Annotated in this window: 17 protein-coding genes and 2 tRNA genes; 6 read left to right on the top strand and 13 right to left on the bottom strand. The window is 71.3% G+C overall.

All coding sequences use genetic code 11. From position 1 onward, the window contains the following. Window positions 1-69 precede the first annotated feature (69 nt). Window positions 70-159 (bottom strand) — tRNA-Ser (locus HB662_RS02065). A gap of 154 nt (window positions 160-313) precedes the next feature. Between HB662_RS02065 and HB662_RS02060 the strand changes: the two genes are divergently transcribed. Together HB662_RS02060 and HB662_RS02055 are read left to right on the top strand one after the other, a co-directional pair. Continuing rightward, the gene (locus HB662_RS02060) at window positions 314-637 is read left to right on the top strand and encodes a hypothetical protein (protein WP_168046623.1); all 324 of its coding nucleotides are present in this window, start codon (window positions 314-316) and stop codon (window positions 635-637) included. 93 nt (window positions 638-730) lie between these two features. After that, window positions 731-979, top strand: coding sequence for a DUF3126 family protein (locus HB662_RS02055; protein WP_168046621.1), 249 nt, complete (start codon window positions 731-733; stop codon window positions 977-979). Between the two features lie 4 nt (window positions 980-983). On the opposite strand, the gene HB662_RS02050 is transcribed toward HB662_RS02055, so the two are convergent. From HB662_RS02050 to HB662_RS02040, 3 genes are all read right to left on the bottom strand, one after another. Next, complete coding sequence (locus tag HB662_RS02050; protein WP_168046619.1) at window positions 984-1,331, bottom strand: hypothetical protein; 348 nt, start codon at window positions 1,329-1,331, stop codon at window positions 984-986. Window positions 1,332-1,374: 43 nt separating this feature from the next. Further along, window positions 1,375-3,444 carry a protein-disulfide reductase DsbD family protein gene (locus HB662_RS02045; protein ID WP_168046617.1) on the bottom strand — a complete coding sequence of 690 codons (2,070 nt, stop codon included), beginning with the start codon at window positions 3,442-3,444 and terminating at the stop codon, window positions 1,375-1,377. Between the two features lie 81 nt (window positions 3,445-3,525). Next, entirely contained in the window at window positions 3,526-4,536 is a 1,011-nt protein-coding gene (locus tag HB662_RS02040; protein WP_168046615.1) for an alpha/beta fold hydrolase, read from the bottom strand. A 531-nt stretch (window positions 4,537-5,067) separates the two neighbouring features. Between HB662_RS02040 and HB662_RS02035 the strand changes: the two genes are divergently transcribed. Continuing rightward, a tRNA-Pro gene (locus tag HB662_RS02035) sits at window positions 5,068-5,144 on the top strand. Window positions 5,145-5,351: 207 nt separating this feature from the next. Beyond that, on the top strand, window positions 5,352-6,137 hold the full coding sequence (locus tag HB662_RS02030; RefSeq protein WP_168046613.1) for a TorF family putative porin: 786 nt from the start codon (window positions 5,352-5,354) through the stop codon (window positions 6,135-6,137). 91 nt (window positions 6,138-6,228) lie between these two features. Here the strand turns inward: HB662_RS02030 and HB662_RS02025 are convergent, their stop codons facing one another. Then, window positions 6,229-6,423, bottom strand: coding sequence for a DUF2842 domain-containing protein (locus HB662_RS02025; RefSeq protein WP_168046611.1), 195 nt, complete (start codon window positions 6,421-6,423; stop codon window positions 6,229-6,231). Window positions 6,424-6,763: 340 nt separating this feature from the next. Here HB662_RS02025 and HB662_RS02020 point away from each other — a divergent pair, with 340 nt between their 5' ends. Both HB662_RS02020 and HB662_RS02015 read left to right on the top strand, forming a co-directional pair. Continuing rightward, window positions 6,764-7,279 (top strand): adenine phosphoribosyltransferase, encoded by a 516-nt coding sequence (locus tag HB662_RS02020; protein WP_168047583.1) that lies wholly within the window; start codon window positions 6,764-6,766, stop codon window positions 7,277-7,279. Between the two features lie 136 nt (window positions 7,280-7,415). Next, entirely contained in the window at window positions 7,416-8,447 is a 1,032-nt protein-coding gene (locus tag HB662_RS02015) for a hypothetical protein (RefSeq protein ID WP_168046609.1), read from the top strand. Window positions 8,448-8,480: 33 nt separating this feature from the next. On the opposite strand, the gene HB662_RS02010 is transcribed toward HB662_RS02015, so the two are convergent. The 8 genes from HB662_RS02010 to HB662_RS01975 all read right to left on the bottom strand — a co-directional run bounded on the left by HB662_RS02010 (window position 8,481) and on the right by HB662_RS01975 (window position 18,004). Further along, entirely contained in the window at window positions 8,481-9,539 is a 1,059-nt protein-coding gene (locus HB662_RS02010) for an AbrB family transcriptional regulator (protein ID WP_168046607.1), read from the bottom strand. Window positions 9,540-10,078: 539 nt separating this feature from the next. After that, window positions 10,079-11,368: a DUF1217 domain-containing protein gene (locus HB662_RS02005; RefSeq protein WP_168046605.1), complete on the bottom strand. Its 1,290-nt coding sequence runs from the start codon at window positions 11,366-11,368 to the stop codon at window positions 10,079-10,081. Between the two features lies 1 nt (window position 11,369). Then, window positions 11,370-11,762 carry a flagellar biosynthesis regulator FlaF gene (locus HB662_RS02000; protein WP_168046603.1) on the bottom strand — a complete coding sequence of 131 codons (393 nt, stop codon included), beginning with the start codon at window positions 11,760-11,762 and terminating at the stop codon, window positions 11,370-11,372. Window positions 11,763-11,931: 169 nt separating this feature from the next. Beyond that, window positions 11,932-13,122 (bottom strand): flagellin, encoded by a 1,191-nt coding sequence (locus HB662_RS01995; protein ID WP_168046601.1) that lies wholly within the window; start codon window positions 13,120-13,122, stop codon window positions 11,932-11,934. 204 nt (window positions 13,123-13,326) lie between these two features. Next, entirely contained in the window at window positions 13,327-13,803 is a 477-nt protein-coding gene (locus tag HB662_RS01990) for a flagellar biosynthesis repressor FlbT (RefSeq protein WP_168046599.1), read from the bottom strand. A 248-nt stretch (window positions 13,804-14,051) separates the two neighbouring features. Continuing rightward, window positions 14,052-15,092, bottom strand: coding sequence for a flagellin (locus HB662_RS01985; protein ID WP_168046597.1), 1,041 nt, complete (start codon window positions 15,090-15,092; stop codon window positions 14,052-14,054). 14 nt (window positions 15,093-15,106) lie between these two features. After that, window positions 15,107-16,636, bottom strand: a complete 1,530-nt coding sequence (locus tag HB662_RS01980) for a flagellar hook-associated protein FlgK (protein WP_168046595.1) — start codon at window positions 16,634-16,636, stop codon at window positions 15,107-15,109. A gap of 6 nt (window positions 16,637-16,642) precedes the next feature. Continuing rightward, the gene (locus HB662_RS01975) at window positions 16,643-18,004 is read right to left on the bottom strand and encodes a flagellar hook protein FlgE (protein WP_168046593.1); all 1,362 of its coding nucleotides are present in this window, start codon (window positions 18,002-18,004) and stop codon (window positions 16,643-16,645) included. Between the last annotated feature and the right edge of the window lie 131 nt (window positions 18,005-18,135).

Here is an 18,135-nt window from a genome sequence, read left to right as displayed (position 1 = left end):
CGGCAGCGCCAGATAGGCAAGGATTCTGGCTTAGATACGCGGCAAACAGGGGCTCTTAGGAATGAGGTCTGGCGGACGGGGTGGGATTCGAACCCACGAGACGCTTTCACGTCTACACACTTTCCAGGCGTGCGCCATCGACCACTCGGCCACCCGTCCCGCGCAAGGCGGGCTATCTACCAGACGCCTCGCGCGCCGCAACCCCGCCACCGGCACCTTGGTGGATTTTGCGGCTCGGCGTTGCCAGCGCCCGCAGGGGCGCCCATAGCCTTGGGCGTTGGGCCGCTCCGGCGGCGGAAGGGGGATCTGCGGCATGGACAAGGATGAACTGACCGCCTGGGCGCTGGCCAATGGCTGGCAGATGCTGGCGGGCCACCCCAGCCTGACCAAGCCGCGCGCACCCAAGGAAGCCATCGTCCGCCTGGTGCTGAAGGCGACGGTCGCGCATGTCGAGGTGAAGAAGCCGGCCGGAAAGTGGGAAAAGATGACCGGCGCCGCCTATGGCAAGATCCAGCCGGACCCCGACACCGGCCTGCCCATCGGCCTCGGACTCGACAGCATCACCGGCTTTACCATGCTGATGCAGGACAACCGGGACCGTCAGGTCTTCGCCCGGATGACCGGCGGTGCCCCCTGAGCCGCGGCGCCACTTCCTGCAACACTTGGCCTCGACCTGTGCCGCCGCCCGGTGCATAGGGGGCGACTTGCATGACACTGGAGTTCCCCACGGATGAAGCCATCCGACATCGCACGCGTGCAGGCCTATCTGCGCCGCCTGCTGGCCACCGACCGCATCACCCTGCTGGCCCCCGCCCGCCCCGGACTTTCCGTCGAGGTTTCGGTGCAGGATGAGGTGATCGGCACGGTGCACCGCGACGATGAGGAGGGCGAGGTGTCCTACTCCGTGATGCTGACGGTGCTGGAGGAAGACCTGCCGCCCGCCTCCGCCCCCGCGACGCCGCCACGCGGCCGCCGCTGAGACCTCAGCGGCCACCCCCCTGCGGCTTCAGACCCATCTGCGGGGAGTAGCCGTAGCCGGGCTGGATGTTGGGCTGCAGCAGGATTTCCGGCATTGGTGCCGGCGGCATGGAGGGCGGTACCCGGCCGGCGCCGCAGGCCGGGCGCAATATGCCGCAATCCCAGGCGTGCCGGTCCGGCCGCCCGGTCATGCTGCCACCCCGGGTGAAGCGGCAGGTGCAGAGGCGCCCGGCAAGGCAGGCCACTGCCCCCTCCTGCGCCGAGGTGCAGGCCGGTGGGTCCTGCGCCTGCGCGGGCCCCAGGCCCGCGAGCGGCAGCAGGAGCAGCATCAGCAGGGGCAGGATCAGGCGCATGCCCCATCCTGCGCCGCCGCCTGTGAACCAGTTGTTGACGGCGTCAGGCGCCGGCCAGCGCCTGCAGCACCACATCCTCGGTCAGGATCTGCGGCAGCACGCGGGGGGTCGCGGCGCCGGGCGCCCAGAACAGGTACAGCGGCACCCCGTCCCGCCCCTGGTCACGCAGCAGGGCGGAAATCGCCGGGTCGCCGCGGGTCCAGTCAGCCTTGAGATAGGCCACCCCCTGCGCCGCGAAGGCATCCTGCACGGCGGCCGCGCGCAGCGCCACGCGTTCGTTCACCTGGCAGGTGATGCACCAGGCGGCGGTGGCATTGACGAAGACAGGTCGCCCCGCGGCGCGCAGCTCCGCCACGCGGGCGGCAGACCAGGCCTCCGCCTGTGCATCGGCGGCGGCGGCCACGGCCGGTGCCGCGGAAAGCCGCGGCAGCAGCGCCAGCGCCACCAGCACGGCCAGCCCGGCCGCTGTCACACCGGCGATCCGCGCGCCGGCGCGCTGCGCGAGGCCCAGCCCCCACAGCCCGGCGGCCAGCACCACGGCGCCGGCCAGGCCGAACAGCACCCCATCCGGCCCCGCCTGCACCGCCAGCACCCAGATCAGCCAGGCGGCCGTCGCATACATCGGGAAGGAGAGCGCCTGGCGCAGCCTTTCCATCCAGGGCCCCGGCCGTGGCAGCGCCCGCGCCAGCCCCGGCAACAGCCCGAGCAGCGCATAGGGTGCCGCAAGCCCCAGCCCGAGCGCCAGGAACACCGCCATGGTGGCGGCCGGCGGCATCACCAGCGCGGCGCCCAGCGCCGCGGCCATGAAGGGGGCCGTGCAGGGCGTGGCGAGCAGCACGGCCAGCCCGCCGGTGGCGAAGGCGCCCAGCGCGCCGCCTCGCCCGGCCAGCGCCTGTCCGGCGCCCACCGTCCGCCCCAGGGCGAAGACACCCGACAGGTTCAGCCCCACCGCCAGCACCAGCCAGGCCATGGCTGCCACGAAGGCCGGCTCGGTGAACTGGAAGCCCCAGCCGGCCGCCATGCCCGCCGCCCGCAATGCCACCAGCAGCCCGCCGATGGCCGCGAAGCTGGCCAGTACGCCGGCGGTATAGGCCGCGGCATGCAGGCGAATCTCGCCGCGCGCCGCGCCACCCATGCGGGCCAGCGCCATCGCCTTCATCGCCAGCACCGGGAAGACGCAGGGCATCAGGTTGAGCACCAGCCCGCCTGCCAGCGCCAGCAGCAGCGCGTGCCATAGCGGCAGGGTCCCGGCGGCCTCCACGGGGCCGGAGAGCGGCACGGCGAGATCGAAGGCGGCGCGCTGGCCGCCGCCATCCTGCAGCACCAGCGTACCCGCCAGTGCCGCGGGCGCGGCATCGGGCAGCAGGGTCAGGTCCAGCGTCAGGCTGCCGTCGCGCAGCTGCATCGGCTGCGGCGCGGTGTTGTCCAGCACGCCCGGCTCGGCCGGGAAGAAGAACGCCTCGCGCACCGCCGCACCGGCCAGTCCGGTGCCGGCGAGCGTCAGGCTGGCCCGCCCGGCCTCGCCGCCGGCGCGCGCCGCCCAGGGCAGCGCGCGCGGCAGTTGGGCCTCCGTCGCCTCGAACAGCGGCGCGCCGAGGGGGGAGGGGACAGCTGTGTCCGCCACCGGCAGGGTCAGGCTGAAGCTGCCTTCCTCCGGGATGCAGACATCGGCGCAGACCAGCCAGGTAGCCTCGGCCCGCAGCGTCAGCACCTCGCCCGGCGCCAGGCTGGCTGGTGGGCTGACGCGTACCGGCAGCAGCACCTCGCCGGTATAGCCGTAATTCACAAGCGGGCCGTAGGGGATGCGCTCCGGCGCCGGCCAGGCGATCGGCCCGGCGCTGGCACCCTCGGGCAGCGCCAGGGCCAGTTCCGGCGCGGCGCCGGCATCGCCGGCATTCTTCCAGTAGCTGTGCCAGCCCGGCGCCAGCCGCAGCCGCAGCCCGGCCTGGAAATCCTGCCCCGGCGCCACCGCCGCCACATCCGCCACCAGCGTCACCGTGGCGCGGGAGGATTGGATGGCGGCGCTTTCCATGGCGCGGGCGGGCGCCAGGGCCGCGCCGATCGCGGGGATGGCAAGGCTCAGGCCGAGCAGGAGGGCGGTGCGGCGCAGCATCCCGCCTAGATAGCATGCCGCGGCGATTTTGCGCGTCCTGTCGCCAGTTCGATGAGGCGCCGGTTCAGCCTGCTCGCCGGTTCAGCCTGCTCGCCCGGCCTGCAGTCGCGCCGCAAGGTCCTGGATCGCCTGGGCGACCTCCTCCGGCGCCTGCCAGGGGAGCTCGTGGTTGCCGGCGTCGGTGACGCGCAGCTCCGCGCCCGGCAGGCGGGCCGCCAGATTGCGCTGCGCCCGCAGCGCCTGTTCATGTGCTGCCGCCTCGGTCATGCCGCGCGGCACCACCACGGCGCCCCGCGTGGAGGCAAGCACGATGCAGGGCTGCGGCGGCGGCGGCGCGGCGTCGACCGCCTGGGTATCCGCCACCAGGCAAGCCAGTTCGGCGCGCGTTGCCTCCAGGCCCCTGGGCGTCTGGGAAAGCCGGGTCCAGGCCGCCTGCATGCTGGCCGGCGTCACCCGGTCCGGCCGCCGCGGCAGCCCCTGCAGCAGGCGCCGCAGCCGCCACAGGCCCAGTCGCGCCGCCGGAACCTTCCACCACAGCGACCGTGCGAAGCTGGATTGCGTGATTGCGCCGGCCAGTTCCGCCGGAATCGTCTCCACCAGCACGAGGCCTGCGACATCCTCCGGGTGGCGGGACGCGTGCAGCCGCGCAATGTGGCCGGAGCAGGAATGCGCCACCAGCACCCAGGGCGGGGCCAGGTGCAGCGCGGCCAGCAGGGCGCGCTGGTCTGCCAAGCTGGCCTCCGCATCGCGTGGGCCGAGGGCGCGGTCGCTCCACAGGTGTCCCGCCCGGTCGAAGGACAGGGTCAGCCATTCCGGCCCCAGTGCCGCGACCGCGGCGGGCCAGGCGAGGCTGCCATTGGTCAGGCCGCCATCGAATACCAGCACGGGGTGCTCGACGCTGCGCCGGCGGCCTTGCAGCACTGCGTGCAGCCGCGTCTCACCAATCTCGACGAGAGCCCCGGGCTGCGCGATGCGCCGACGCTCCCGCGCCGACTGCCAGGCTTCCCACCCCATGCCGGCAAGCGACAGCAGCCCCAGCCCTGCCAAGGCCAGCCAGAACACCAGCATGCCCGCGTCACGCGGATGCGTCATTGTCCCCGGAGGCGCCGCGGCGGGCGGCCGGTTCGGCCGCCAGATGGTCCGGCGCCGGCCGGAACGAGCGGATGCCCACGCAAGCGACGGGACGGGCGCCTTCGCAGGCTGCCGCTCCGGTGGGTCATGGCCGTGTCTCCAGCGGGGATCGTGCCCATACCGTGCGACGCATGAGACGATGACGCAATGGGACAAACGAGCCGGCCTGCCTCGATTGCTCCGGCAGGCGATTGAATGTCCGGTCAAGCGGCCGTGCACCTTGCGGAGCTATCGGGCTGGTGCCCCGGCGGCGCCGCTCAGCGAGGCCTGCGGCCGATGTCGTTCCCCGTCATGTGGCTGCGGTCCAGTCAAGTCCTGGAATGCGGATTCCGGCAGCGATGTGCCGCCTGGAAAGCTGATTGTCAGGGCCAGCCAGACCCCGGGCAGCACGGCGCGTAAGTGGCGCAGGCAGAAATCGCATGCCTGGTGCGTCCACCCCCGCTTGCCGGGCGGCGGGGGCTTCGCTATAGCGCACGCCTCACCGCGACCCGCCGGAGTGTAGCTCAGCCTGGTAGAGCACTGTGTTCGGGACGCAGGGGCCGGAGGTTCGAATCCTCTCACTCCGACCAATCGGAAGCGGTGGGCATCACCCCGCCAGGACAACGTCCTGGCGGGGTTTTTCGTGTCCGCGGCATGGCGCCGCGTCCCGGCTGTGCATGCGATGCAAAGTTGCAACAGGCGATGCAGATTATACGAAATTCGTGACAAAGCGCTTTCGTGCGGCGCGCAGCCTGCTACTGCTTGAAAACCACGCAGTCGCAACGGAGTCGCGAGATATGCCTACGATTCGCTCAACAATCCTCGCCTCCACTGCCCTAATTGGAGGCATTCTGGCTGGTTCTGGCGCAGTTCACGCGCAGCAGACCATCGAGTCCGCCGGGCTGACCATCGCCACCACCCCGGTGATCAGCTCCGACTACTCCTTCCGCGGCCTGAGCCAGACCCGGAACCGTCCGGCGGCGCAGGTCACCGTGGATGTCGAGCACAGCACCGGCCTCTATGTCGGCGCCTTCGTCAGCAACGTCGCCTTCGCCGGCACCAATGCCCGTCAGGAAGTCGACCTGAACGCCGGCTACCGGATGGAACTGGCCGGCGTGAAGCTGGACCTCGGCGCGACCTACTATGCCTATCCGGGCTATGACGCGCCGACCGGCGGCTATGAGCTGAACTTCTACGAATTCGCCCTGCGCGCGAGCTACGAGATCGCGCCGGTCAAGTTCGTCGGCCTCGCCGCCGTCTCGCCGGACTTCACCGGTGAATCCGGCCTCGGCATCTATGTCGAAGGCGGCTTCGACATGGCGCTGGATTTCGGCTTCACCGTCGGCGGCCGCGTCGGCTACCAGTGGGTGGAGCGGAACTTCGCCACCGCCGGCCGCAACGAGGGAGCCTTCGGGGCGGAGGATTACCTGAACGTGTCGCTCTTCGCGTCGCGGGAGATCATCGGCGGCGTGATCGGCACGGTTTCGGTCGTGTTCACCTCGCTCGATGAGCGCGCCGATTGCTTCGGCGGCTCCAAGATCTGCGACAACCGCGTGATGTTCGCTCTCAGCCGTCCGTTCTGAACCGGCCTCAATCCCGGGCGGCGTTCCCTGCGGGGGGCGCCGCCTTTTTCATGGCCGTTGCGTTTGGCGCGGTGTGCCTGCGGCAGGCCGGTCACCCCCGGCTGCGCGCCGCCCAGAACATCAGCCATTTCGCGGGGCAGGCCCAGGCGATGCCGGCCACGGTGAAATAGGCGAACTGCACCAGCCAGTGCAGCCCCAGCACATGGTCGGCCAGCGCCACCACGGCCATCACGTACAGCAGGAACCCGAGGAGTCCGCCCAGCAGGGCGATGGTTGTGCGCGGCATGGGGCGGATGTGGCCCAGCCCGCGGCATCCGCCAAGCCCCGCCGCACCCGGGGTGAAGCACCCGCCAAGCCCCGCCGCACCCGGGGTGCGGCACCCGCCAAGCCCCGCCGCACCCGCGGTGCGGCACTCGCCAAGCCCAGCCGCACCCGCGGTGCGGCACCCGCCAGGGTCAGCCTGCTGCACCCAAGGTTGCGGCAACCGGCCGCGCCGGCGTAGCTTCCGCCCGCGCGGCAAGCGCGGCCCGGCCCACCAGGTGGCAAGGCGCGTCGCACCGCGGCAGGAGCATCCGACCCGCAGCATGGCCGATCCCGATTCCGACCGCCTCGCCGTCGACCCCAGCATCGACATCAAGGACCACATCCGCGGCATTCCCGATTTCCCGAAGCCCGGCATCCTGTTCTACGACATCTCGACCCTGCTGCGGCATGGCGCCGCCTGGCGCACCGCCATGGCGCGGCTGGCGGATGTGATTCGCCCGCACAAGCCCGACATGCTGGCCGGCATCGAGAGCCGCGGCTTCCTGGTGGCGGCGCCGCTCGCCCTGGAACTCGGCCTCGGCTTCGTCATGCTGCGCAAGCCGCGCAAGCTGCCCGGCCTGACCATCGGCCTGAACTACGCGCTGGAATACGGCACCGACCGCATCGAGATGCAGGCCGATGCGGTGCAGAAGGGCAACCGCGTGGTGGTGCTGGACGATCTGCTGGCCACCGGCGGCACGCTGGCGGCCGGAATCTCCCTGCTGCGCCAGGCGGGGGCGGAGGTGCCCTGCGCTGCCACGCTGATCGAGCTGAGCTTCCTCGGCGGCCGCAAGCGGCTGGACGTGCCCTTCGAGTCGCTGGTGCAGTACGATAGCTGAACCTGGTGGACGCAGGCGGAAACGCCTGGATGTGCGGACAACGCTTGCGGCGCGCCGGGCCATGGCCAACCGAGCCATTGCCACGTTTCTGCCCCATTCGGGCGGCTAGCTGCGCGCCGACATGAACGCCGTAGGGATGGGACCGCTCCGTCCGACCCGCCGGGTAGCCTGCCGACTGCTCTCGGCCACGGCACTCGCGGCCTTGGCATGGCCGGGCGCCGCCCGCTCCACCACCAGCCTGGTGCCCGAGGCCGTGACGCTGCTGGCGCCGGGCCCCGAGGGTGGCATGGCGGAGCGGCTGGCGACGCGTGCCGCGGCGGCGCTGGCGCGTGGCCTGGTGCGGGCGGCGGCGCTGCGCGTCTCCGTCCTGGGCGGTGCCGATGGCATCACGGCGGCCAACCGCTTCGCCTCCTCCACCCTGCGCGACGGCCCGGTGCTGCTGATGCTGCCGGGCCTCGCTGTCCAGGCGCAGCTGGTCGGCGACCCGCGCGCCCGATATGAGCCGCGCCACTGGCCCGGCATCTGTGGCAGCGTGCAGCCCAGCCTGCTGGCGCTGCGGCCGGGCGCGCCGCTCAATGCCCCGCTGCGCGTCGCGCTGCCCTCCGCCGCGGCGCCGGAAGCGGCCGCCCTGCTGGCGCTGGACCTGCTGGGCCGCGCCAATGCGCCGGTGTTCTGCCCGCCGCCCGATGCCAGCCGGCGCCATGTGGCGACCGAGGCCGCGGTGCAACAGGGGGTGGCCGATGGGCTGGTGCTGTCCGGCACCCGGGCGGAGGCGCGGGCCGCCGAGCTCGGCCTCATTCCCGTCTTTGCCTTCGATGGCGCCGGCCATGCGCGGGACCCGGCGCTGCCGAACGTGCCGGCGCTTGGCGAATTGCTGCCGGAGACGGCGCAGCCGGACCTGCTGGCGGCCACCCGTGCCGCCGCGGCCGCGCTGCGCGCCCGGGCGCTGCTGGTGCTGCCCGCGCTGACCTCGGCCGATGTCGTGGCGCTGTGGCGCGGTGCGGCGCGAACCTGGCCCGAGGAAGCGCCGGAGGCGCCGGAAGCCGGCACGCGGCGCATCGGGCCGGGCGAGACCACGCTGCTGCTCGGCACGCTGTGCCCGCCGCCGGATGTGGCGCTGGCCTACCGCCTGTGGCTGCTGCGCCGGCTGAACTACCGATCCAGCTGAGCTACCGAACTGGCTGAGCCTGGCGGGCCAGCCCTACTTCCCCAGGCCCAGCCGCTCCGCCACGCTCCAGACCGGGCCGACCAGCAGGTTGCACGCCACGGTGCGGACCAGGTGGAAGCCGAGCACCAGCGGCACCGCCAGGTCCAGCGCCTTGGCGGTGATCGTCATCTCCGGCATCCCGCCCGGCGCCATGCCCAGCACCACCGCCGTCGCCGGCAGGCCGGAAATCAGCCCGAGCCCGATGCCGAGCGCCGCCATCAGCGCCGAGAGCAGGATGGTGGAGCCGACGGAGGCCAGTGCCAGGCGCCGCGAACTCAGCAGGAAGCGCCGGCTCATCCGCTGGCCCAGCCCGGCCCCCATGCCGACCTGCGCCGCATCGATCATCCATAGCGGCACGCCGGAGGGCAGCATCTCGAAGGCCGAGAGCGTGATGACCAGCGCGCAGGGGCCGAGCATCCAGGGATTGGCCAGCTTCAGCAGCCGGATCAGCAGCGCCACGCCCAGCCCGGCAACCATCAGCACCGCCAGCCCGGCCAGGTCCACCGGTGGCCGTTCGGCGAAGAAGGCGCCGGCGCCGCCGCGCGGCGCCAGCCAGGTGATCAGCGGCGGGAAGATCACCACCACCACCATCACGCGGATGGTCTGCGCCAGCGTCACCGCCGGCACGGAAACGCCCGCCCGCTGCGCCAGCACCGCCATGACGATGACGCCGCCCGGTACCGCCGAGAAATAGCCGGTGCGTGCATCGGTCCCGGCCATGCGGGCGAATAGCCGCGCCACCAGGGCGCCGACGATGATGCTGACCAGCGCCGCCACCAGCAGCCAGGGCAGGGCGCCGGCCAGCGCCGCGAGCACCGGCGTGGTGAAGGTCTGCCCCAGGCCGAGGCCGAGGCACAGCAGCGCCACCGGCCGCACCGGCGCCGAAACCACGGCGCGATCATTCCAGGCCAGCGCGCCGGTGGCCGCCATGGCGCCCAGCATCCAGGGCAGCGGGATATGCAGCAGCCAGGCGATGGCGCCGCCCCCGGTTGCCACCAGGGCGGTGAGGAGATGCGCGGAAAGCGGCGGGGAGGGGGCGGGAATGGTCGTCACTGTGCCAAATCTTGTGCAGCACAGCATCGACCCAGCCGCCGCCGGGGTCAAACCCCGCCATGGGCCATTCCGCGATGCGGGATTCATGCTTCCTCAAGCACTGTCCCGCTAGATGAGGCGTTGTCTCTTATTCCTGTGGGAGTCCCGTCATGCTGAGTGCCACCCTTCCCGTCGCAGCCTCACGCCCTGCCGCCGATCCGCCACGCAGCCTGCCTGCGGCTGGGCCGCCGGTAGCCAGTACGCCGGTAGCGAGCCCTCCGGTCGCACGTCCCTCGGTAGCCAGTTCAACTGGGGCAAGCCGCCCCGTCGCCGCGCCGGCGCCCTCCACCCAGCTTCGCATCGAGACCGCGCTGAGCCTGGTCGTGGTGGAATTCCGCTCGCCGGATGGGGAGATGCGCCAGTCGATCCCGACGCCGCGCGAGATCGACGCCTATCGCAACCCGCCGCTGCCCTCGCCGGACCCCAAGCTCGACCTCAACGGCTGAGCCGCGTGCCGTGCCGGGCCAGTATGGCCCGGAGGCGCGGCGCCGGCCGGCACGTCAGGCGCTGAGCGAAATGCCGCTGCCGATCAGGCTGTTGAGCGACGTACCGCTGCCGCCGAACAGCGCCAGGACCGGATTGCTCACCGATTGCGAGGGCGCCGCCAGCGCCAGGTAGCGCTGCGCCAGCTTTGCCACCTCCTTCGGATCCTTCAGCGATTCCAGATCCACCCGTTCCGTCAGGATCGCCTTCTGCTGGTCGAATTCCAGCACGCCGAAACTCTCCGGCAGGCCGAGCGCGCCGCGCAGCACCGCGGTCATGGCCTTGTCGGTCATCAGCTCCGCGATGGAGGTGATCTTGTCCGCGTTGCGCATGAAGTACAGCGCTTCCCGCAGCCCCGCATTGGCATCGCCCATGGATTTTTCGTAGCGGTTGGTCATCGCATCGGCGACCACGCGATCGAGCAGCGCCGCATCGGTGAAGGGGCTCCGCACCTCCAGCGCCGCCGCCGCCGCTTCCTCCGCCGCCGTGGGCGGGCCCGATGTGCCGAGCGCGCGCAGCTGCGCCGTTCCGAGCGCCGCGCGCTGCGCCGTATCCAGCGCGCGCGCCTGGCTGCCCGAGAAGGCGGCAAGCTGTTCGGTGCCGAGCGCCGCGAGCTGGCTGGTGCCGAGCGCCGCGATCTGGCTCGTCGCCAGCGCGCGCAGCTGCGCCACGCCGAGCCCGGCGAATTCCGAAGCCTCGATCGCGGCAAGCTGCGCGGTGCCGAGCGCCGCAAGCTGGGAAGGCCGCAGCGCCGCGACCTGCGCCGAATCCAGCGCCCGCACATCGCCCACATCCAGCGCGGCGATCTCGCTGCTGCCGATGGCGCGGATCTGCGCGGTGTCCAGCACCTGCACCTGCGCGGCGGTCAGGGCCTTGACCTGCTCCGTGGTCAGCCCCGCCATGCGGGCGAGCGAGACCTCGCCGATCGCGGTGGTGGACAGCGCCGCGATCTCGGTCGCCGTCTGGGTCGAGGCCTCGCGCGCTGCGAAGGCCTTGGCCAGCTCGCGCCAGCGACGGTCGGTCAGCCTGTTGGCCAGGCTGCCCTCGGCGGCGGGGTCCTCCGTCAGGATCTTGCGCAGGATGCCGCGCTTGTCGATCTCACCCTCGAGCTGAAAGGCCTCCAGCACCACCTGCAGGGTGCGGCGGTCCTTCAGCAGCGATTCCACATCCTCATGCTGCGTCGCGGCCCCACGGAAGCGCTCCATTGCCGCCGCATTGTCGGTCCGGGCGCCGAAGCGTGCCTGCAGATTGGCCCCCTCTCGCTGGGCAACGGCCAATGCGGTCAGCGCGCCGAGGCCCGGCAGCATCTCAGGCGACCCGGGCGATGAAGGCCTGGACGGTGGATGGCATGGGTGCGGCGACGCCGCGCTGGCTTTCCAGCGCCTCGATCATGTCGCGATGCAGCGCCATCAGCGGCTCCAGGCTGCCGCCATCATCGAGCCGCAGGTCGGTCTGCTTCTGCGCCCAGAGACCGAGCGAGATCAGCCGGCCGCGCAGCTCCGCCGGCAGCTTGTTGCCGGGCGAGCCAAGGTCGTTGATCAGGATCGACCACATCCGGTGCACCTTCTCCAGCGCCACGGCACGGGACCGCGTATCGCGCGCCGCGGCCATCAGCCCGTTGACGTAGCGGAAGGCGCGCAGCTCGATCTCGCGAGGGGAGGCGACGGCATTCTGGGTGGCGGCGTAGCGCGAAGCGCTCATGGATCCTCCGGCGCGGAACTGAGGCATCTTCAAGCCCTGCGGCTTCGCAAGGCGACGCGGAAAATGCGCGAATGAAATAGCTTGAGCCGTTTCGCCGTCTTCGGTTTCGGTGAGACGGCTCCGGGTGCGGGCGCCCCGGCGCCAGGGCCGGGGCGCCCGCTATCCGGGCTTACCGGAACAGGCTGAGCAGCGACTGGCTCTGTTCATTGGCGATGGACAGCGACTGCGTCGCCAGCTGCTGCTTGGTCTGCAGGCTGGTCAGCCGTGCGCTTTCCTCCGCCAGGTCCGCATCGACCAGCGCGCCGAGGCCTTCCTTGATCGAGTCGCTGAGCTGCGTGGTGAAGGTCGTCAGGCCATCGACCTGGCGGATATTGGCGCCGAGATTGGCCAGCCGCGTGCCCATCAGGTCGATGGCGCCTTCCACCAGCGCGATCGCCTCGTCCTGGCCGGTGCCGTCCGCCGGCGCATCCTCCACCGTCGCGCCGGTGATGTCGGTGGTCACGTCCTGCGAGTTGCCGCGGATGTACAGCTCACCCTCCGCATTCAGGCCGGCATCGATCCCGGCTTCCTTCATGCGGGTGACCAGGGTGGTGATGCGGGTCAGCGGGCTGTCGTCGTCCACGAACTGCACGTCATAGACACGGCTGGTCTCGGACGGCGTGGTGCCCAGCGCCGCGGTGCCGTCGCTGAACTCGAACACCATCTCGACATCCTCGAGATCGGTGTCCGGGTCGCCATCGACGTCGCGCTGCACGGTCACGGTCAGGATCTCGCCATTCGCCGGCGCCAGCGTATCGTCGAAGGTGACGGTGCGCGCGGCGGAGGTGACGGACAGGCCGGTGAGGTCGAGGCCGTCGGAGGTGCTGTCGGTGCCCTCCACCGTGGTGACCGCGCCCTGGATGTCACGCACGATGTCCACGGTGGTGTTGGTGACGCCGTCCACCGTGCGGCCGGAGACCAGCAGGTTCACGCCGTTGAAGGTGGCGGAATTGGCGAAGGCGTCGATGTTCTGCAGCGCGTTGGTGATCTGGTTGTTGATCTGCTCCGCATCCAGGCCCTGCTGCTGGCCCTGCGTCATGGTCTGCTTCAGCCGGCCCAGCTCATCCGAGATCTGCGTCGCCGCGTCGCGCGCCACGGTCAGCGCGGATTTGCCGAACTTCAGGCTGTCCTTGACCGCGGTCATGCCGTTGAGGTCGGCACGCATGTTCTGCGCGATGGCGAACACGGCGGGGTCGTCATCGGCCTTGCTGATGCGCAGGTTGGTCTCGATCCGCTGCTGGGTCTTGCCCAGGTCCTTGCCGATCATGTTCAGCGAGCGAATGGCCGCCATGGCGGCGGCATTGGTGTTGACGGAGGACATTGTCCCCATCTCCTTCGAAAGGCGTTCCGCGCCCGGGGCGGCATTTTGCCTCCCGTTCGCGGGGCCGGTGGGGTGGCGCCGCCTGCGGCGCCGTTCCCGTCGGCCAGAGGTCCGAAGCTTGTGGACCTTTCCCTGGCATCCTGCCCCGCCTGCATGAACGGGCGGTAAAGCCCGGCGCCGCCGGGGCAGGAAATTCGTGAAACCTCAGTCCAGATGCGGCCGCAATGCTGCCTGCGCGGCGGCCGCCGCGGCCAGCCCGGCCACCGGCACGGGCAGGCCGGTCAGCACATCCAGCCCCAGCACCGTTGCCTCGTGCCGCATCACATGCCGCACCAGGCGCAGCGCCTGGTACCATTCATCCTGCTCGGCCAGCGCCAGCGAACGCTCCAGCAACTGCCGCGCCATGTCGGACGTCGTCGCCTCCTGGAACTCGGCCACCAGGCGGTGCGCGTCGGCCATCGCCGTCTCGCGCTCCTCCTCCGGCCCGACATAGGCGCATTGCAGCGCGAAGTAGATCCGGCGCGAGGGTGTGTTCGCCCCTTCGGGCGACATCACCTGCTTGCCGAACAGGAACCGCGCCTTCGCCACCAGCTCGACCCGGGTCCGGCTGCGAAAGCGCAGCGAGGCGCCGTTTACCACCATCAACTCGCCGGCCCGCATCTCGAGCACCAACGTGGACATGCCACTCTCCCAAGTCTGTCGGCATGGCGGCGGGGGGAAGAACTTCCGCCATTCCGGGGTGCCGGCGAATGCCGACCTTCGCGAATCTTTCGCCACCACGCGGCCTGCGCCACGGGCTCGATCCTTCGAGGATGCGTGGTGCGGCCCCGTCCCATTCTGGTCCACACCACGCCCCTGCATCATGGCGCATCGGCATTAACCAGGGTTGAAGGCCAGGGCTTGAGGAGAGGGCGCGCGGCGTCGCGCCATCAGCCGAGCAGCGCCGCGAGCGAAAGCCGGGACAGCAGGCCGGTCGCCTCATAGGACGCCTCCAGCCGCGACTTGAGCTGGCTGAGATCGGCCGCGGCCTGCGCCAGGTCCACCTCCTCCACGGATCCAAGCTGGGTCCGCAGCGCCACCAGCGTGTCCTGGTGCCGGTCGCGCACCGCGCCGATCCGCTGTTCCGCGGAACCCAGCATCGCCTGTTCATTGGCCAGGCTGGTCGCCGCCTGTCCCATCGCATCGGCGACGCCATCCATCAGCCCGGACCAGCCGCCGCCTTCCACCGCCAGGGCCGGAGTCACCGAGGCCATCACCGCCAGGTTCCGCAGCAATTCGCGGCCCCAGCTCGCCACCACCTCGCCCTCCTGGTCGCGATTGGCGAAGACGCCGATCTGCACCCGCTCGCCATCCGCCACCTGCACCGCGCGGGTCGCCTCCGTGGTCCCGGGGCCTTCCAGGAAGGCGGAGAAGGGCGTGGTCGCGGCAGCGGTTGCCGCCGTCACCGTATCCGCCAGTACGGTCGCGGCGTTGGTCGCATCCAACGTGGCGACGGCATCGGCGATGGCGGTGGCCATCGGCCCGCTGGCGACATTCTCGGCATCCGGCACAGGTGGCGAGGTCACGTCCGATCCGCCGAACAGGTATTCGCCGCCATGCCGCGTGTTCAGCAGCGCGGCCACTTCCTCCAGCGCCGCGAAGGCGGTGCGGGCCAGGGCCTCGGCGCCGGTGGAGGACATGGTCTTGGCGCGCAGCGCCTCCGCCCCCACCGTCGCCGCGATATCCTGCAGCCGTGTCAGCACGGTCTGCGCCGCATCTGCCCGCGCCAGCGCGCGGTCGGCGGCGTTGGAATAGGCCTCCCGCCGCGCCACCTCGCCGCGCAGGTCGATGGCGCGCCGTGCCTCCGGCCGCAGGTCGCCGAACACCTCCGCCTTCTGTCCGGTGGAGACCTGGCGGGAGGCATTGTCCAGGCGCAGCCGCAGCGCCGCCTGGTCCACCGCGAGATTGCCGATGCTGCCGATGATGGACAATGGCTGGCCTCCGCTCAGCGGACCGCGCTGAACAGCGCGTCCCACATCGCCTGGATGGTGGAGATGACGCGCGCATTGACGCCGTAGGTGGTCTGCAACTGCACCATGGCCGCGACCTCCGCATCGACATCGACGCCGGAGCGTTCGCTCATCCGGCTGGCCAGCAGGTCCTGCAGGCTGGTGGCGCGCCCGGCGGCTTCCGTCGCGGCGGCGCGCGCGCCGGTCTGCTCGGCGACCAGCGCGGCGCCGTAGTCAGCCAGCGTCCGCAGCCCCGACAGCGGCGAGGACAGCGTGCCATCCGGTCCCAGCCCGCCGGTGGCGAAAGCCGGCTGCGCCACGCCGGTGGCCTGTTCCGCGCCGAAGCTGAAATCCAGCACCCGGTTCAGCAGCGTCTCGAAGCCCGCGGGGCCGGTCTCCGGGTTGGTGGTGAAGGCGGTGGGGCCAGCCGGGTCGCCCGCCACGTCATGCGTGCCGTCGCGCAGCAGCGTCGGGTCATCGGCCACCGCGGTGTTCACGCGGATGGCGCCGGCGAAGCCGATCATGGCGCTGCCGGCATAGGGCAGGGTGGGATCGGGCACCGTGCCGGCGGCATCCGTGAACAGCCGCAAGCCCTGCGATTCCAGCCGGTAGGCCAGCTGGGACGCGGCCACATCCAGCTCCGCCTGCATCCGCGGCAGCGTCGCGTCGCGCAGCTCCGCCGCCGCGCCCATGCGCCCACCGGCAAGCTGCCGCGTCACGTCGCGACCATTCAGCATGACGCCGGGCAGGGTGCCGGCGCCGCCATGGAAGGCGCCGGTGCCGACGGTCGCATCCTCCAGCGAGAAGGGCGTGCTGCCTTCCACCAGCGGCAGCACGATGCCGCCGCGCGCCACCAGCGTGACATCGCCCGCATTGCCGCGGATCACCGACAGGTCCAGCGCGCCGGCGAGCTGGCCGATCGCGAGATCCCGTTCATCCTCCAGCGAGGCGGAGCTGCGGCCGGCGGCGATCTCGCGCTTGATCGCGGTGTTCAGCCGCGCCACGTCGGACAGTCCGGCATTCACCGCCGCCACCTCCGTCCGCAGCGCGTCATGCGCGCCCTGCCGCGCGGCGCCGAGCGCATCGGAGACCTGGTTCAGCCGGCCGGCCAGCGTATTGGCCTGCGTCACCACCGCATTGCGGCGCACCGGGTCGGCGGGGGCCTCGCGCAGCTCGATGAAGGCGGATTGCAGGCTGGTGACCAGCCCGCCCAGGCTGTCGCCGAGTTCCGGCGTGCCGTGCGCTGCCTCCACGCCGCCAAGCAGGCGTTCGCGCAGCCCGGCCGCCGCCGCATCGCCGCCGGCACGCTGCTGCGCCGCCTGCACCGCGAAATCCACGTCGCGCGTGATGACCCGCGCCCGCACGCCCTGGCCGTCACCGGCGACGGTGAGGGCGTTGCCCTCCAGCGCCTTGCGGGTGTGGCCCAGCGTGCCGGCATTGGCGATGTCATCCGCCGCCCGCGCCATCTGGCGGTCCAGCAGGCGCAGCCCGCTGGTGGCGACCGAAAGCGCGAGGTCGAGGCTCATCTACCGTCAGCGCTTCATGTTGATCGTGTCCTGCAGCATCTCATCCGCTGCGGTCACGATCCGGGTGTTCGAGGTATAGGCCCGCTGCGCCAGGATCAGCTTGGAGAATTCGGCGGCGATATCGACATTCGAACGCTCGATCGACCCGGTGACCAGCTTGCCCACGCCATTGGTCGCCGCATCCGTCACCCGTGCCTCGCCGCTTTCAACCGTGCGCATGAAGGCCTGGCCGTCCAGCCGCTGCAGCTTGTCCGGGTCGTTGAAGGCCACGACAGGCACGCGCGCCACGACGCGTGTCTGGCCATTGTCGTAGTTCACCGCGACATCGCCATTCTCCCGCACCGTCACGCCGGAGAAGGAACCGAGCGGCACGCCGTCCTGGCTCAGGTCGCGCACGCTGTACTCGGTGCCCGAATAGCTGGTCAGCCCAGTGGGCAGGCCGAAGCCGCCGAGGCCGATGGAGATGGTCTGGTCGCCATAGCCGTAATTGGCGGTGAAGCCGAGTTCAGCCGGTTCGCCCTCATTGATCGGCACCGTGCCGGTGGTGGCGCTGAGCGGGGTGATGGCGGAGATGGTGCCAGCCGGGGCATCCACGGCCGGTGGGCCGGCGGTGATCTGGCCGCCGAAATCGATGTCGGCGAAGATGCCGTCCACCGGCGCGATGGTGTCGCCATCCGGCGTGATCCGCAGCCGCCAGGTATCGACATCCAGCCGCCACCAATCCAGCGTCACCTGCTGCTGGTTGCCGAGGTCGTCGAAGATCTGGATGACGCTGCTGACCGGTTCCTCGGTCGGCGCCCAGGGCGCGGCGCCGGGCACGGCGGCCACCGTCGCGACATTCGCCGGCAGGTTCGCGGCCAGGTCGATGCCGGAGGTGGGCTGCGGGTTGTAGACCAGCTCGCTGATCCGGATCGGCCCCAGGTTGGTGCGGTCCGGCTCGCCATTCTGCTGGATCTGCCAGCCTTCGAGGTAGTAGCCCGATCCGTTCACCATGTAGCCGTCGCGATCCATCGCGAAATCGCCGGCACGGGTGAAGAACTGCCGGTCGTCGAACACCACGTCGTCGCCCTGGCCGCCGCGCGCCTGGGCGACGGAAAAGAAGCCCTGGCCCGCGATTGCCATGGCCAGCGGGTTCTCCACCTGCTCCACCGTGCCCTGCACGGTGTTGGTGTAGTCCGGCCGCGCCTCCACCGAGCCCGGCATGTGCAGCCGCAGGTTGGAGCGGGTGAGCCAGCTGGTGAAGTTGGTATCGACGCGCTTGAAGCCGACGGTCTGGCTGTTGGCGACATTGTCGGACACATGGCCAAGCGCCCGCGACTGGGCGGCGAGGCCGCTGATGGCGGTGGTCATCGAGCCGAGCAGCGACATGGGGCGGGGTCTCCGATGGGGGCGGGCGGCCGGTTGCGCCGCGAGAGGGTTTGCCGGCTGAAACGCAACCCGCGTGCCAGCCCCGCACGGCTTCCGCGCGGCCGGTCCTGCCGGGTGGGGGCAAAAGCTGC

The sequence above is a fragment of the Falsiroseomonas frigidaquae genome (genome assembly GCF_012163145.1).
GTDB lineage: Bacteria > Pseudomonadota > Alphaproteobacteria > Acetobacterales > Acetobacteraceae > Falsiroseomonas > Falsiroseomonas frigidaquae.
Note: the sequence above shows the minus strand (reverse complement) of the source record. Positions and strands in the feature narration are given on the sequence as shown.